Source organism: Pseudomonas sp. R2-37-08W (assembly GCF_003851705.1).
In the GTDB taxonomy this organism is placed as follows: Bacteria; Pseudomonadota; Gammaproteobacteria; order Pseudomonadales; family Pseudomonadaceae; genus Aquipseudomonas.
Genome location: NZ_CP027728.1, coordinates 3,957,677 through 3,972,582 on the forward strand (window position 1 = coordinate 3,957,677; position 14,906 = coordinate 3,972,582).

General features: G+C 61.8%; 14 protein-coding genes. 10 read left to right on the forward strand and 4 right to left on the reverse strand.

The features are described 5' to 3' along the window. The first annotated feature begins 12 nt into the window (after positions 1 to 12). The 3 genes from C4J93_RS18225 to C4J93_RS18235 all read left to right on the forward strand — a co-directional run bounded on the left by C4J93_RS18225 (position 13) and on the right by C4J93_RS18235 (position 3,837). Positions 13 to 1,296, forward strand: coding sequence for a urate hydroxylase PuuD (locus C4J93_RS18225; RefSeq protein ID WP_124430132.1), 1,284 nt, complete (start codon positions 13 to 15; stop codon positions 1,294 to 1,296). Between the two features lie 176 nt (positions 1,297 to 1,472). Then, entirely contained in the window at positions 1,473 to 2,822 is a 1,350-nt protein-coding gene (locus C4J93_RS18230; protein ID WP_124430133.1) for a nucleobase:cation symporter-2 family protein, read from the forward strand. Positions 2,823 to 3,051: 229 nt separating this feature from the next. Further along, positions 3,052 to 3,837: an outer membrane protein OmpK gene (locus tag C4J93_RS18235; protein WP_124430134.1), complete on the forward strand. Its 786-nt coding sequence runs from the start codon at positions 3,052 to 3,054 to the stop codon at positions 3,835 to 3,837. Between the two features lie 109 nt (positions 3,838 to 3,946). Here C4J93_RS18235 and C4J93_RS18240 read toward each other — a convergent pair whose 3' ends face one another. Both C4J93_RS18240 and C4J93_RS18245 read right to left on the reverse strand, forming a co-directional pair. After that, positions 3,947 to 5,077 (reverse strand): patatin-like phospholipase family protein, encoded by a 1,131-nt coding sequence (locus tag C4J93_RS18240; protein ID WP_124371385.1) that lies wholly within the window; start codon positions 5,075 to 5,077, stop codon positions 3,947 to 3,949. Positions 5,078 to 5,106: 29 nt separating this feature from the next. Continuing rightward, entirely contained in the window at positions 5,107 to 6,042 is a 936-nt protein-coding gene (locus C4J93_RS18245; protein ID WP_124430135.1) for a lipid A biosynthesis lauroyl acyltransferase, read from the reverse strand. Positions 6,043 to 6,160: 118 nt separating this feature from the next. Here C4J93_RS18245 and minC point away from each other — a divergent pair, with 118 nt between their 5' ends. The 7 genes from minC (at position 6,161) to C4J93_RS18275 (ending at position 12,997) form a co-directional block, all read left to right on the forward strand. Next, positions 6,161 to 6,898 carry a septum site-determining protein MinC gene (gene minC, locus C4J93_RS18250; protein ID WP_124363733.1) on the forward strand — a complete coding sequence of 246 codons (738 nt, stop codon included), beginning with the start codon at positions 6,161 to 6,163 and terminating at the stop codon, positions 6,896 to 6,898. A 199-nt stretch (positions 6,899 to 7,097) separates the two neighbouring features. Further along, a complete protein-coding gene (minD, locus tag C4J93_RS18255) occupies positions 7,098 to 7,910 on the forward strand; it encodes a septum site-determining protein MinD (RefSeq protein ID WP_124363734.1) in 813 nt (270 codons plus the stop codon). Positions 7,911 to 7,913: 3 nt separating this feature from the next. Then, entirely contained in the window at positions 7,914 to 8,168 is a 255-nt protein-coding gene (gene minE / locus C4J93_RS18260; protein WP_003175252.1) for a cell division topological specificity factor MinE, read from the forward strand. 96 nt (positions 8,169 to 8,264) lie between these two features. Then, entirely contained in the window at positions 8,265 to 8,900 is a 636-nt protein-coding gene (locus C4J93_RS18265) for an RluA family pseudouridine synthase (protein WP_124430136.1), read from the forward strand. Positions 8,901 to 9,081: 181 nt separating this feature from the next. Continuing rightward, positions 9,082 to 10,371, forward strand: a complete 1,290-nt coding sequence (locus C4J93_RS18270) for a M18 family aminopeptidase (protein ID WP_124404832.1) — start codon at positions 9,082 to 9,084, stop codon at positions 10,369 to 10,371. A 217-nt stretch (positions 10,372 to 10,588) separates the two neighbouring features. Then, on the forward strand, positions 10,589 to 10,756 hold the full coding sequence (locus C4J93_RS27180; protein ID WP_164485221.1) for a hypothetical protein: 168 nt from the start codon (positions 10,589 to 10,591) through the stop codon (positions 10,754 to 10,756). 72 nt (positions 10,757 to 10,828) lie between these two features. Then, entirely contained in the window at positions 10,829 to 12,997 is a 2,169-nt protein-coding gene (locus C4J93_RS18275) for a mechanosensitive ion channel family protein (protein WP_124430137.1), read from the forward strand. Between the two features lie 125 nt (positions 12,998 to 13,122). Here the strand turns inward: C4J93_RS18275 and C4J93_RS18280 are convergent, their stop codons facing one another. Beyond that, complete coding sequence (locus tag C4J93_RS18280) at positions 13,123 to 13,344, reverse strand: MbtH family protein (protein ID WP_057721389.1); 222 nt, start codon at positions 13,342 to 13,344, stop codon at positions 13,123 to 13,125. A gap of 82 nt (positions 13,345 to 13,426) precedes the next feature. Further along, positions 13,427 to 14,827, reverse strand: coding sequence for an aspartate aminotransferase family protein (locus C4J93_RS18285; protein ID WP_124430138.1), 1,401 nt, complete (start codon positions 14,825 to 14,827; stop codon positions 13,427 to 13,429). Between the last annotated feature and the right edge of the window lie 79 nt (positions 14,828 to 14,906).

Here is a 14,906-nt window from a genome sequence, read left to right on the forward strand (position 1 = left end):
GAGGTAAAGACTGTGGAAGCACATTTGATGGAATGGCTGAACCTGAGCGTGCGCTGGGTTCACATGATCACCGGCGTCGCCTGGATCGGCGCTTCTTTCTACTTCGTCTGGCTGGAAAACAACCTCAATCGCGTCAACCCCAAGAGCGGCCTGGCCGGTGACTTGTGGGCGATCCACGGTGGCGGCATCTACCACCTGGAAAAATACAAACTGGCCCCGCCGACCATGCCGGACAACCTGCACTGGTTCAAATGGGAAGCCTATTTCACCTGGATGTCGGGCATTGCACTGCTGTGCGTGGTGTTCTACTGGAATCCGACCTTGTACCTGCTCGCCCCCGGCAGCAGCCTGAGCGGCACCGAAGGCGTCTTGCTGGGCATCGGCTCACTGTTCGTCGGCTGGTTCGTCTACTCCTTTCTCTGCGACTCGGCCCTGGGCAAACGCCCTGCCCTGCTCGGCTTGATCCTGTTCGTGCTGTTGATTGCAGCGGCCTACGGCTTCAGCAAGGTGTTCAGCGGCCGTGGCGCCTACCTGCATGTGGGTGCGGTGATCGGCACGATCATGGTCGGCAACGTGTTCCGCATCATCATGCCCGCCCAGCGCGCACTGGTGGCGGCCATCGCCGAGAACCGCACACCCGACCCGGCGCTGCCGGCCAAGGGTTTGCTGCGCTCACGGCACAACAACTACTTCACCTTGCCGGTGCTGTTCATCATGATCAGCAACCACTTCCCGAGCACCTATGGCAGCCACTACAACTGGCTGATCCTGGCCGGGATCGCGGTGGCGGCAGTGTTGGTGCGGCACTACTTCAACACCCGGCATAACAGCCAGAAGTATGCCTGGACCTTGCCGGTGGGTGCGCTGGCGATGATCAGCCTGGCCTACGTGACCGGGCCCACGCCGGCGCCGGAAGTGGCCAAGGCACCGGCGGCGATCGAGTACCAACCGTTGCCGGAAACCGCCCTGGGCGGCGGCGTGAAACCGGCTGCGCCTGCAGCCCCGGCAGCTGAACCGGCACCTGCCCAGGCCAGCACCGACTTTGGCCAGGTGCACCATGTGATCGAGCAGCGTTGCACCGTCTGCCATTCGGCCAAGCCCACCAGCCCGCTGTTCAGCACCGCACCGGCCGGGGTGATGTTCGACACGCCGGCGCAGATCCAGCAACAGGCGGCGCGTATTCAAGCGCAGGCCGTGGCCAGCCAGATCATGCCGCTGGGCAACATCACCCAGATGACCCAGCAGGAGCGGGATTTGATTGGCACCTGGATCAACCAGGGGGCGCGTACCAACTGATTGATTCATGGAGATCCAATGTGGGAGGGGGCTTGCTCCCGATGGCGGTGGCTCAGTCACAGATACTTTGAATGACACACCGCTATCGGGAGCAAGCCCCCTCCCACAGGGGATCGGCAGTGTTTTTAGATCGCGTTCCAAACAACACAAAAATAAAAAAAGATCCGAGGTGTTGCATGACCGAGTTAACCGAACCGCAGATTTGCGCCGCACCCGCCATGGTGCGGCTGCCCCTCTTGCAACTGATTCTGGTAGGCCTGCAACACGTCTTGCTGATGTACGGCGGTGCTGTCGCCGTGCCCCTGATCATTGGCCAGGCCGCCGGGCTGAGCCGTGAAGAAATCGCCTTCCTGATCAACGCCGACCTGTTGGTCGCCGGTATCGCCACGATGGTGCAGTCGTTCGGCATCGGCCCGGTGGGTATTCGCATGCCGGTGATGATGGGCGCCAGTTTCGCCGCCGTCGGCAGCATGGTCGCCATGGCCGGCATGCCCGGTATCGGCTTGCAGGGGATCTTCGGTGCGACCATCGCCGCCGGGTTCTTCGGCATGCTCATCGCGCCGTTCATGTCCAAGGTCGTACGTTTTTTCCCGCCGCTGGTGACCGGTACCGTGATTACCGCCATCGGCCTTTCGCTGTTTCCCGTGGCCGTGAACTGGGCCGGTGGCGGCAGCGCTGCCGCGACGTTCGGCTCGCCGGTGTACCTGGCGGTCGCTGCCCTGGTGCTGGCCACCATTCTGTTGATCAACCGTTTCATGCGCGGTTTCTGGGTGAACATCTCGGTCCTGATCGGCATGGCGCTGGGCTACGCCTTGTGCGGCACGCTCGGCATGGTCGACCTCAGCGGCCTGGCCCAGGCGCCTTGGGTGCAAGTGGTGACGCCGCTGCACTTCGGCATGCCCAGGTTCGAGTTGGCGCCGATCCTGTCGATGTGCCTGGTGGTGGTGATCATCTTTGTCGAATCCACCGGCATGTTCCTCGCCCTGGGCAAGATCACCGGCCAGGACGTCACGCCGAAGATGCTGCGTCGCGGTTTGCTGTGTGATGCCGGCGCGTCATTCTTTGCCGGGTTCTTCAACACCTTCACCCACTCCTCGTTCGCGCAGAATATCGGCCTGGTGCAGATGACCGGCGTGCGTTGCCGCTCGGTCACGATCATGGCCGGGGCGTTTCTGATTGTGCTGAGCCTGTTGCCCAAGGCCGCCTACCTGGTGGCGTCGATTCCACCGGCGGTGCTGGGCGGCGCGGCGATCGCCATGTTCGGCATGGTCGCGGCGACCGGCATCAAGATCCTGCAGGAAGCCGATATCGCCGACCGGCGCAACCAGTTGCTGGTGGCGGTGAGCATCGGCATGGGCTTGATCCCGGTAGTGCGTCCGGAGTTCTTCGCGCAATTGCCAATGTGGATGAGCCCGATAACCCACAGTGGCATCGCCATGGCCACCCTGAGCGCGTTGTCGTTGAACATACTGTTCAACATTCTCGGCGGTGCTGAACGCCCCGCCGTCGAGCACGCCCACCCCTGACGCACGCCCCACCGTCGCCCTGTGTGCGCTGTAACGGCGCACTTGAGCCCGGACCTGGGAGCCAGTATTCTCCGCGCCCGCTTGAATCGACGGTTTTTTCACCGCCTTGGCGCGGCTTTTGCTATAGCCATAAAGTTGACCAATCAGACGAGTTCTTCAGCAGATCCAAAGGCGCCATACCAGAGCGCCAGATTAGAAAAAACATAAAACTTTAACTCGGGAGCACCGAATGAAACCTATGTTCAAAGGCCTGATACTGGCGGGATCCCTGCTGGCCGGTGGCCAAGCCGTGGCCGGTGATTTGCTGCAGTGGCAGAACAACAGCCTGACGTATCTATGGGGCAAAAGCTTTACCGTCAACCCGCAGATCCAGCAAACCGTCACGTTCGAACATGCCGACGCGTGGAAGTACGGCGACAACTTCTTCTTCCTTGACCGCATCTTTTACAACGGCAAGGAAGACGGCAACGTCGGTCCGAATACTTACTACGGCGAGTTCAGCCCACGTTTGTCGTTCGGCAAGATTCTGGATAAGGACCTGTCATTCGGCCCGATCAAAGATGTATTGCTGGCCTTCACTTACGAGTTCGGCGAAGGCGATAACGAGTCGTACCTGCTGGGCCCGGCGATTGACTTTAATATTCCGGGTTTCGACTACTTCCAGTTGAACTTCTACCAGCGCCAGACCGAAGGCAATCGCCCCGGCGACGGCGTGTGGCAGATCACGCCGGTGTGGTCGTACACCCTTCCTGTGGGCAACTCCGATGTGTTGATCGACGGCTTCATGGACTGGGTGGTGGATAACGACAAGAACTCCCGTGGCACCTATCACGCCAACCTGCACTTCAACCCGCAGGTCAAATACGACCTGGGCAAGGCGCTGCATTGGGGCGACAAGCAGTTGTATGTGGGGTTTGAATACGACTACTGGAAAAACAAGTACGGGATCGAAGATTCGGGGGCGTTCAAGACGACTCAGGACACCGCAAGCTTCCTGGTCAAGTATCACTTCTGATTGAACACCGCATAACCAATGTGGGAGGGGGCTTGCTCCCGATAGCAGTGTGTCAGTCAACCTATCAGTGACTGAACCACCGCTATCGGGAGCAAGCCCCCTCCCACATTTAGATAAGTGGCAGGCCTAAGAACCGGGTGATCTCCTCGCGCTTGGCCAACGCATCTTGGCGCCCCAACTCGATCAACTCACTGCAATATCCCGCCTCGAACAGCAAGTAACTCAACACCCCTGCCCCACTGGTCTTGGTCGCCCCTGGCCCGCGCAAAAACAAGCGCAATGCCGCCGGTAATTCCTGCCGATGCCGGGCCGCGATTTCGTCGATCGGCTGGCTGGGCGCAATCACCAGCACCTCCACGGCCGCCACCCCCGGCGAGACATGGCTGAATTGGTTCAAGCGTTCCAGCAATTCGATATCACTTTCCAGGCTGTCAATGAACGTGCTGTTGAGCATGTGCCCGCCGATCTGCGCCAGCGTCGGTTCCTGGCCGGTGTAGGTGCGTTGCATCGAGGGTTCATTGCCGCGCGGGTTACCGCTGACGCCCACCACCAGCACGCGACTCGCGCCCAGGTGCAGGGCCGGGCTGATCGGGGCCGACTGGCGAACGGCGCCATCACCGAAGTATTCCTGGTCGAGCTTCACCGGGGCGAACAGCAAGGGAATCGCCGAACTGGCCAGCAAGTGTTCCACCGTGAGTGGCGTCGGCACACCAATGCGCCGATGGCGCAGCCAGGGTTCGATGGTGCCGCCGCCTTGATAGAAGGTCACCGCCTGCCCGGATTCATAGCCGAACGCGGTGACCGCCACGGCGTGCAGATGCCGGTGCCGGATGGCGTCGTCAATGCCCGCCAGATGCAGTTTGTCCTGCAGCAGATCGCGCAGCGGTGAGCTGTCGAGCAACGCCACCGGGAGCTGCCTGCCCAGGCCCAACAGGCTATGAATCAGGAAGCGACTGGCCTGGCGGACCACGCCCGGCCAGTCGCTGCGCAGCACCAGGTGGCTGCGAAAGCCTTGCCAGAATGCGGTGAGGCGCTGGACAGCGGCGGTGAAGTCCGTCGCGCCACTGGCCAGGGTGACCGCATTGATCGCCCCGGCCGACGTGCCGACGATCACCGGAAACGGGTTCGGCGCCCCCGGCGGCAGCAATTCGGCGATCGCCGCCAACACTCCAACCTGATACGCCGCTCGCGCCCCGCCGCCGGAAAGAATCAAGCCTGTGACCGGTTCAGCTGGGCGCATTGCGTCACTCCATATGGGAAAGGTAAGTCTTACCGGCGGCGTTTTTCGTACAGCTTGGGTTCACCCGGTGGCCGGCTCTTGAAGCGGCGGTGGGTCCACAGGTATTGCTCGGGACAGTCGCGCACCGAGGCCTCGACCCACTGGTTGATGCGCAGGCAGTCGATTTCGTCAGTCTCGCCGGGGAAATCCGTCAAGGGTGCATGAATCACCAGTCGGTAGCCGCTGCCATCGGCCAGGCGTTCCTGGGTGAACGGCACCACCAGGGCTTTGCCCAGGCGCGCGAACTTGCTGGTGGCCGTGACAGTGGCGGCCTGGATGCCGAACAGCGGCACGAAGATACTTTGCTTGGCGCCGTAGTCCTGGTCCGGCGCGTACCAGATCGCCCGGCCGGCGCGCAGCAGCTTGAGCATGCCGCGTACGTCGTCGCGCTCCACCGCCAGGGAATCGAGGTTGTGGCGCTCCCGGCCACGGCGCTGGATAAAGTCGAACAGCGGGTTGCCGTGCTCGCGGTACATGCCGTCGATGGTGTGCTTTTGCCCGAGCAGGGCAGCGCCGATTTCCAGGGTGGTGAAGTGCAAGGCCATCAGGATCACGCCCTTGCCGTCCAATTGCGCCTGCTTGAGATGCTCCAACCCTTGCACATGGGCCAGGCGCGCCAGGCGCGGTTTGGGCCACCACCAACTCATGGCCATCTCGAAGAAGGCGATACCGGTGGAGGCGAAATTTTCCTTGAGCAGGCGTTTGCGCTCCTTGGCGGATTTTTCCGGGAAGCACAACTCCAGGTTGCGCGCGGCGATGCGGCGGCGCTCACCGGCCACGCGGTACATGCCCGCGCCCAGCAGGCGACCAATGGTCAGCAGCGCGCGGTACGGCAGTTGGGTGACCAGCCACAGCAGGCCCAGCCCCAGCCATAATGGCCAAAAACGCGGGTGAAGAAATACAGCTCGAAAACGCGGGCGATCCATTACAGATTCCGGTAAAGACAAGGGCCGCGCATTCTACAACGGTTCGACCCGGCTTGCGGCGGGTGAGTGTTCTCGTTATAAGTCTCGACACTTTTCGTGACAAGCCGCTTTGCCGACCATGAGCCAAACCGAACCGCTAGACCAAGATCCCGTGTTCCAGCTGAAAGGCAGCATGCTCGCCATTACCGTGCTGGAACTGGCCCGCAATGACCTCGACGCCCTGGACCGCCAACTGGCCGCCAAGGTCGCCCTGGCGCCGAATTTCTTCAACAATGCCCCGCTGGTGCTGGCCCTGGACAAGCTGCCGGCCGGCCAGGGCGTCATCGACCTGCCCGGGCTGATGCGCGTGTGCCGCTCCCACGGCCTGCGTACCCTGGCGATTCGCGCCAGCCGTATCGAAGACATTGCCGCGGCCATCGCCATTGAACTGCCAGTACTGCCGCCGTCCGGCGCACGCGAGCGTCCGCTCGAACCATTGGTCGGTGAACAGAAGAAAAAACCGGAAAAACCACCGGAACCCACGATCCGGCCGACCAAGATCATCACCTCGCCCGTGCGCGGCGGGCAGCAGATTTACGCCCAGGGCGGCGACCTGGTGGTGGTGTCCTCGGTCAGCCCGGGCGCGGAACTTCTTGCCGATGGCAATATCCATGTATACGGCCCGATGCGCGGACGTGCCCTGGCCGGCATCAAGGGTGATACCAAGGCGCGTATTTTCTGCCAGCAGTTGACCGCTGAGCTGGTTTCCATCGCGGGTCAGTACAAGGTGTCCGAAGACTTGCGCCGTGATCCGCTGTGGGGGGCTTCGGTACAGGTCAACCTGTCGGGCGATGTGTTGAACATCATCCGTCTTTAACGGATACTGCCGCATTTTCCAAGCATCTCTAGGCTCTGATAGCAAAGCGAAACCGGCAATACTTGCGTAGGACTAGTTGAAGTTGGCGTTTTCCCCGGAAAAACCCTGGCTTCTTCCTACGAAGGCTGTCCGCCTGCAGCGAGTTTCAAGAGATGTTTTTCAGGGACCAAAAGTCCTTTTTCCTTAGGGGTGAAACACCTTGGCCAAGATTCTCGTGGTTACATCCGGCAAGGGTGGTGTGGGTAAGACCACCACCAGCGCCGCTATCGGTACCGGCCTCGCTCTGCGCGGCCACAAGACAGTCATCGTCGACTTCGACGTGGGTTTGCGTAACCTCGACCTGATCATGGGCTGCGAACGCCGCGTGGTATACGACTTCGTCAACGTGGTGAACGGCGAAGCCAACCTGCAACAGGCCCTGATCAAGGACAAGCGCCTTGAGAACCTGTATGTGCTGGCCGCCAGCCAGACCCGTGACAAAGACGCGCTGACCAAGGAAGGCGTAGGCAAAGTCCTCGCCGAACTGAAAGAAACCTTCGAATACGTGGTATGCGATTCCCCGGCCGGCATCGAAACCGGTGCTCACCTGGCGATGTACTTTGCCGATGAAGCCATCGTGGTGACCAACCCGGAAGTGTCCTCGGTACGTGACTCGGACCGTATGCTCGGCCTGCTGGCCAGCAAGTCCCAGCGCGCCGAAAAAGGCGAAGAGCCGATCAAGGAACACCTGCTGCTGACCCGCTACAACCCTGAGCGCGTCAGCAACGGCGAAATGCTCGGCGTTGAAGACGTCAAGGATATCCTCGCGGTGACCCTGCTCGGTGTGATCCCGGAATCCCAGGCCGTGCTGAAAGCGTCCAACCAGGGCGTGCCGGTGATTCTCGACGACCAGAGCGACGCCGGCCAGGCGTACAGCGATGCTGTGGATCGCCTGCTGGGCAAGACCGTGGAACACCGCTTCCTCGATGTCAAGAAGAAGGGATTCTTCGAGCGTATCTTTGGAGGCAATTGAACAATGAAATTTCTCGACTTCTTTCGCGCCAACAAAAAGCCAAGTACCGCGTCGGTCGCGAAAGAGCGTCTACAGATCATCGTGGCGCACGAACGCGGCCAACGCAGCACCCCGGATTACCTGCCAGCCTTGCAGAAGGAACTGGTCGAGGTGATCCGCAAGTACGTCAATATCGGCAACGATGACGTGCATGTCGCCCTGGAAAATGACGGCAGCTGCTCGATTCTGGAACTCAATATCACCCTGCCTGATCGTTGATCGAACAGGCGGCCGCCACGGCGGCTCGATCACCTTGATCCCTTTTCGGGAACCGGGTGGGCGAGCCGCCGTTGGCGTTTGTTACGAGGCTGTTTAATGCCGCTGTCCAACATCCATATCCTGCATCAGGACGAAGCTGTCCTGGTGGTGAACAAGCCGACCCTGCTGCTCTCGGTGCCCGGCCGCGCCGACGACAACAAGGACTGCCTGATCACCCGCCTGCAGGAAAACGGCTACCCCGAAGCCCGCATCGTCCATCGCCTGGACTGGGAAACTTCGGGCATCATCCTGCTGGCGCGGGACGCTGATACCCACCGCGAACTGTCACGCCAGTTTCACGACCGCGAAACAGAAAAGGCCTACACCGCCTTGGCTTGGGGCCAGCCGGAACTGGACAGCGGCAGCATCGACCTGCCCTTGCGCTATGACCCGCCGACCAAGCCGCGCCATGTGGTCGACCATGAGTTCGGCAAGCACGCGCTGACTTTCTGGAAGGTGCTGGAACGTTGCGGCGACTGGTGCCGCGTCGAACTGACACCAATCACCGGGCGCTCGCACCAGTTGCGCGTGCACATGTTGTCCATCGGCCATCCGCTGCTCGGCGATGGCCTGTATGCCCACGAACAGGCCCTCGCCGCCTGGCCGCGCCTGTGCCTGCACGCGAGCATGCTGAGCTTCACTCACCCACAAAGCCACGAGCGCTTGCGCTTCGAGTGCCCCGCCCCGTTCTAAGCTGCAAATACAGTAAATGTGGGAGGGGGCTTGCTCCCGATGGCGGAGTGTCAGTCACTGAATCTGTGACTGACCCACTGCCATCGGGAGCAAGCCCCCTCCCACATTAGTTCTGCATCAGTTCTCGCCACCGAGTCAAACCAATACGGTAAACTCCGCGCATTGCTGTCTGGAGCTATTTATGCGCGAAGCGTTGAATCAAGGCCTGATCGACTTCCTCAAGGCCTCCCCTACTCCTTTTCATGCCACTGCCGCCCTCGCCCAGCGCCTGGAAGCGGCCGGTTACCAGCGTCTCGACGAGCGTGACACCTGGGCCACCGAAGCCAACGGTCGCTATTACGTGACCCGTAACGACTCCTCGATCATCGCGTTCAAACTGGGCCGCCATTCGCCGCTGCAAGACGGCATCCGTATGGTCGGCGCCCACACCGACAGCCCGTGCCTGCGGGTCAAGCCCCAGCCCGAGCTGCAACGCCAGGGTTTCTGGCAATTGGGCGTGGAAGTCTACGGCGGCGCCTTGCTGGCCCCGTGGTTCGACCGCGACTTGTCCCTGGCCGGCCGCGTCACGTTCCGCCGCGACGGCAAGGTCGAAAGCCAGCTGATCGATTTCAAGCTGCCGATCGCCATCATTCCCAACCTGGCCATTCACCTGAACCGTGAAGCCAACCAGGGCTGGGCGATCAATGCCCAGACCGAACTGCCGCCGATCCTCGCGCAGTTTGCCGGTGACGAGCGCGTGGACTTTCGCGCCGTGCTCACCGAACAATTGGCTCGCGAGCATGGGCTGAACGCCGACGTGGTACTCGATTACGAGTTGAGCTTCTACGACACCCAAGGCGCTGCGGTGATCGGCCTCAATGGCGACTTCATTGCCGGTGCGCGCCTGGACAACCTGCTGTCGTGCTACGCCGGGCTGCAAGCCCTGCTCACCAGCGACACCGAGGAAACCTGCGTGCTGGTGTGCAACGACCACGAAGAAGTCGGCTCCTGCTCGGCCTGCGGCGCCGATGGCCCGATGCTCGAACAGACCCTGCGCCGCCTGCTGCCAGAGGGTGAAGAATTCGTACGCACCATTCAGAAATCCCTGTTGGTGTCTGCGGACAACGCCCATGGCGTGCACCCGAACTACGCTGAAAAACACGACGCCAACCACGGGCCCAAGCTCAACGCCGGTCCGGTGATCAAGGTCAACAGCAACCAGCGCTACGCGACCAACAGCGAAACCGCCGGGTTCTTCCGCCACCTGTGCATGGCCCAGGAAGTGCCGGTGCAGAGCTTTGTGGTGCGCAGCGATATGGGCTGCGGTTCGACGATCGGGCCGATCACCGCCAGCCACCTGGGTGTGCGCACCGTGGACATCGGCCTGCCGACGTTTGCCATGCATTCCATCCGCGAGCTGTGTGGTAGCCATGACCTGGCGCATCTGGTGAAGGTATTGGGCGCGTTCTACGCCAGCCGCGACCTGCCCTGATTCAAAAGTTGGAATGCGATCAAAAATGTGGGAGGGGGCTTGCCCCCGATTGCGGTGCTTCAGACAAAGATACATTGACTGACACTCTGCTATCGGGGGCAAGCCCCCTCCCACATTGGTTATGTATTCACCTGATCCATATCACCTGCATTTCCCATAATCCGACCTAGACTTGTCAGAACTCCCACTCCGACAAGGCCGTCGCCTGATGATCTCCATGTCCTCTTTCCACGCCATGCTTATCCCGATCATGATTGGCATGCTCCTGCTCGCCGTCGGCTTCAACTTTCGCGACAAACCCCTTGGCGTGTTCGGCATGTGGGTCGGCATGCTGCTGATCCTGGGCACCGTGGTGTACAAGATCCTCGCCAAACTGGCGGAATAACAAATGCGCTCGCATCTGGCATAGCGGCCTCGTACACTCGGCCAATTCGTCGTTTTCAAGGTTGACTGCCTCGTGCTTTCCCGTCTGTTTGCCCTGCCCTGCTACCTGCTCATCGCCCTGCTCACGCTGCTGCCTATCACCTGCGCCCAAGCCGTGGGTCTGCCCGGAATGCTGGGCAGTTCCAACAAAGCCCAACCCCAGGCCGAGGTGCCTTTGGGGCAGTCGCTGGACGAGGTGATCAAGACCCTGGAGAACGATCAGCAGCGCACCCAGTTGCTGAGCGACTTGAAGAAACTGCGCGCCGCCACGCAAAAAGCCCAGCCGGCGGCCGAACTCGGTGTGCTCGGCCTGATCGGCAGCACGCTGTCGGGCTTTGAACAGCAGTTTTCCGGCGCCGACAGCCCGCTGGGCCGCTGGTCCAATGAAGTCGACCTGGCCAGGGACGAACTCAGCGCACTGATGCTGCCGGCCACTGAATGGCTGCCGATCATCTTTGGTTTTGCGGTGATCCTGGCGGTATGGAGCCTGCTGGCCGCCGCGCTGATCTGGCTCAGTCACCGCGTGCGCGAACGCTTCGGCCTGCCTGAAGAGCTTCCGCAACACCCACGCACCTGGGACATGCTGCGCTTCGCCCTGCGCAAACTCGGCCCGTGGTTGATCGCCCTGGTGATCACGGTTTACCTGAGCTACGCCCTGCCCTCGTCCCTGGGCAAATCCCTGGCGATGGTGCTGGCTTACGCCCTGGTCGTCGGCACCTGTTTCTCGGCGATCTGCGTGATTGCGTTTTCCCTGCTGGACGGCCCGCACCGCCATCGCGCCCTGTATATCCTGCGCCATCAGGCCTTTCGCCCGCTGTGGTGGATCGGCAGTTTCGCCGCCTTTGGCGAAGCCTTGAGCGACCCGCGGCTGGTCACGGCGCTCGGCCAACACCTGGCTCATACGGCTGCAACCGTGGCCAATGTGATGGCGGCGCTGTCCACTGGCGTGTTTATCCTGCGCTTCCGTCGGCCGATCGCCCACCTGATCCGTAACCAGCCGCTGTCGCGCCGCCTGACCCGTCGCGCCCTCACCGATACCCTGTCGATCATCGGCACCTTCTGGTACTTGCCGGCGCTGTTGCTGGTGGGCATTTCGCTGTTCGCCACCTTCCTATCCGCCGGCGACACCAGCACCGCCCTGCGCCAGTCGCTGCTGTGCACCGTGTTGCTGGTGTTGTGCATGGTGATCAACGGGCTGGTGCGGCGCCACGCCCTCAAGCCGCAACGCGGGCACAAGCGCCATGCGCTGTACTCCGACCGCCTGAAAAGCTTCGTCTACACCCTGGCGCACCTGGCGGTGTGGCTGGTGTTTATCGAACTGGGCCTGCGGGTGTGGGGCCTGTCGCTGATTCGCTTTACCGAAGGCGACGGCCATGAAATCAGCGTCAAGCTGTTCAGCCTCGGCGGGACTTTACTGTTTGCCTGGCTGATCTGGATTCTCAGCGACACCGCGATCCATCACGCCCTGACACGCTCGCGCAAAGGCCTGGCCAACGCGCGTGCGCAAACCATGATGCCGTTGATCCGCAACGTGCTGTTCGTGACTATTTTTATCATCGCCGCCATCGTCGCCCTGGCGAACATGGGCATGAACGTCACGCCACTGCTGGCCGGTGCCGGTGTGATCGGCCTGGCGATCGGTTTCGGTGCGCAGTCGCTGGTGGCCGACCTGATCACCGGCCTGTTCATCATTATCGAAGACTCCCTGGCCATCGATGACTACGTGGACGTCGGCGGTCACCTCGGCACCGTCGAAGGGCTGACCATTCGCACCGTGCGCCTGCGCGATATCGACGGCATCGTGCACACCATTCCCTTCAGCGAGATCAAGAGCATCAAGAACTACTCGCGGGAATTCGGCTACGCGATCTTCCGTGTGGCGATCCCCTACAACATGGAGATCGACGACGCGATCAAGCTGATGCGCGATGTCGGCCACGCCATGCGCAATGACCCACTGCAACGCCGCAATATCTGGTCGCCGCTGGAGATCCAGGGCGTGGAGAGTTTTGAATCGGGCAGCGCGATCCTGCGCGCACGGTTCAAGACGGCGCCGATCAAGCAGTGGGAAGTGTCGCGGGCGTTCAACCTGTCACTCAAGCGGCATCTGGATGAAGCCGGGCTTGACCTGGCGACACCGCGCTTGAGTGTGCAGGTGGTGACGGGAGCATCAGGCGCATTGGAGAAAGAGAAGAGCCTCTAGAAGGCGACACTGTCTAAATGTGGGAGGGGGCTTGCCCCCGATGGCAGTGGGTCAGCTGAAAAATAAGCTGACTGACAGACCGCTATCGGGAGCAAGCCCCCTCCCACATTTTTGATCAGTGGTGCTCAGGCGAGTGCAGCGCCATCCATCTTCTGGCGCAAGCTCAGCGGACGCATATCCGTCCAGTTCTCTTCGATATAGGCCAGGCACTCTTTCTTCATGCCGCTCTTGCCCACGGTTCGCCAGCCTTCCGGCACGGCCTTGTAGTCGGGCCAGATCGAATACTGTTCTTCGTGGTTGACCACTACCTGAAACAGGATGTCGTCGCGGTCAAATACTGAGGTCATTGCGGTTCTCCGTCGCTCAAAGGCTGGCCGCGCACCATGCGCAGCGCTGATATCTCTAGAAACGTTTCAGGGGCCGGGAAAATTAGAGGCTGGCGAGCGCCGCTGCCACGGCGCGCCCGAAGATCTCGGCGACCCGGTCGATCTCGGCGGCAGTGATCACCAGCGGCGGCAGGAAACGCACCACGCCGCCATGCCGCCCGCCCAGCTCCAGGATCAGGCCGCGCTTGAGGCATTCACGTTGTACCAACGGCGCGAGCTGACGATGCACCGGCGGGTGGCCCTGGATATCACGCTTGCCATCCGGGTCCACCAGTTCCACGCCGAGCATCAGCCCACGTCCGCGAATATCTCCCAGGTGCGGGAAGTCGCGCTGCAGCAGGCGCAGATGTTCACCCAGGCGCTCGCCCATCGCCGCCGCATGCGCGGCCAGGTCGTGCTCCTTGAGGTAGCGCATCACTGCCGAACCCGCCGCCATTGCCATCTGATTGCCACGGAAGGTCCCGGCATGGGCGCCCGGCAACCAGGTGTCGAGCCAGTCGCGGTACACCACCACCGCCAGCGGCAGGCTGCCACCAATGGCTTTGGACATCACCACGACGTCGGGAATGATGCCCGCGTGTTCGAAGGCAAACATTTTGCCGGTGCGGCCAAAGCCACTCTGGATCTCATCGACGATCAGCGCGACGCCCGCCTGTTCGGTGATACGCCGCAGGCCGCGCAGCCAGTCGAGATCGGCCGGGACCACGCCGCCCTCACCCTGCACCACTTCGACAATCACCGCTGCCGGCGGCAACACGCCGGCTTCGGGATCGTTGAGCAGGTTTTCCAGGTAATGCAGGTTGACCCGCACGCCCTGCGCGCCACCCAGGCCGAACGGGCAGCGGTAGTCGTAGGGGAATGGCAGAAATTGCACGCCGTTGCCAAGCAATGCGCCCAGCGGCTTCTTCGGCCCGAGGCTGCCCATCAGGCTCAACGCGCCCTGGCTCATGCCGTGATAACCGCCCTGGAACGACAACACCGTACTGCGCCCGGTGGCAGTGCGTACCAGCTTCAAGGCCGCTTCCACCGCATCGGTGCCGGTGGGGCCGCAGAACTGGATTTTCGCCTCGCGCGCCAGTTCCGGCGGCAGCAGGCCGAACAAATCCTGCACGAACTGATCCTTGACCGGCGTGGTCAGGTCCAGGGTGTGCAACGGCAACTCATCGCTCAACACTTGTTGAATGGCCTGGATCACCACCGGGTGGTTATGGCCGAGCGCCAGGGTGCCCGCGCCGGCCAGGCAGTCAATGAAACTGCGGCCTTCCACATCTTCGACATAGATACCCTTGGCCCGCTTGAGCGCCAGGGGAATGCGCCGCGGGTAGCTGCGGGCATTGGATTCCTGCTGGCGCTGCCGGGCCAGCAACGGGCTGTCGTCGAACTGGTAGAGCGTTTCGCTGACGTGCACAGGCGCGGCTTCGATGGGGCTGGTGGCGACTGACATCTCTCGATCCCTCAATACGCGGGTGATGGTGGTCATCCGTGGGGGGCGGGGAATGCGCACGGACTTCATGTTCTGAAGA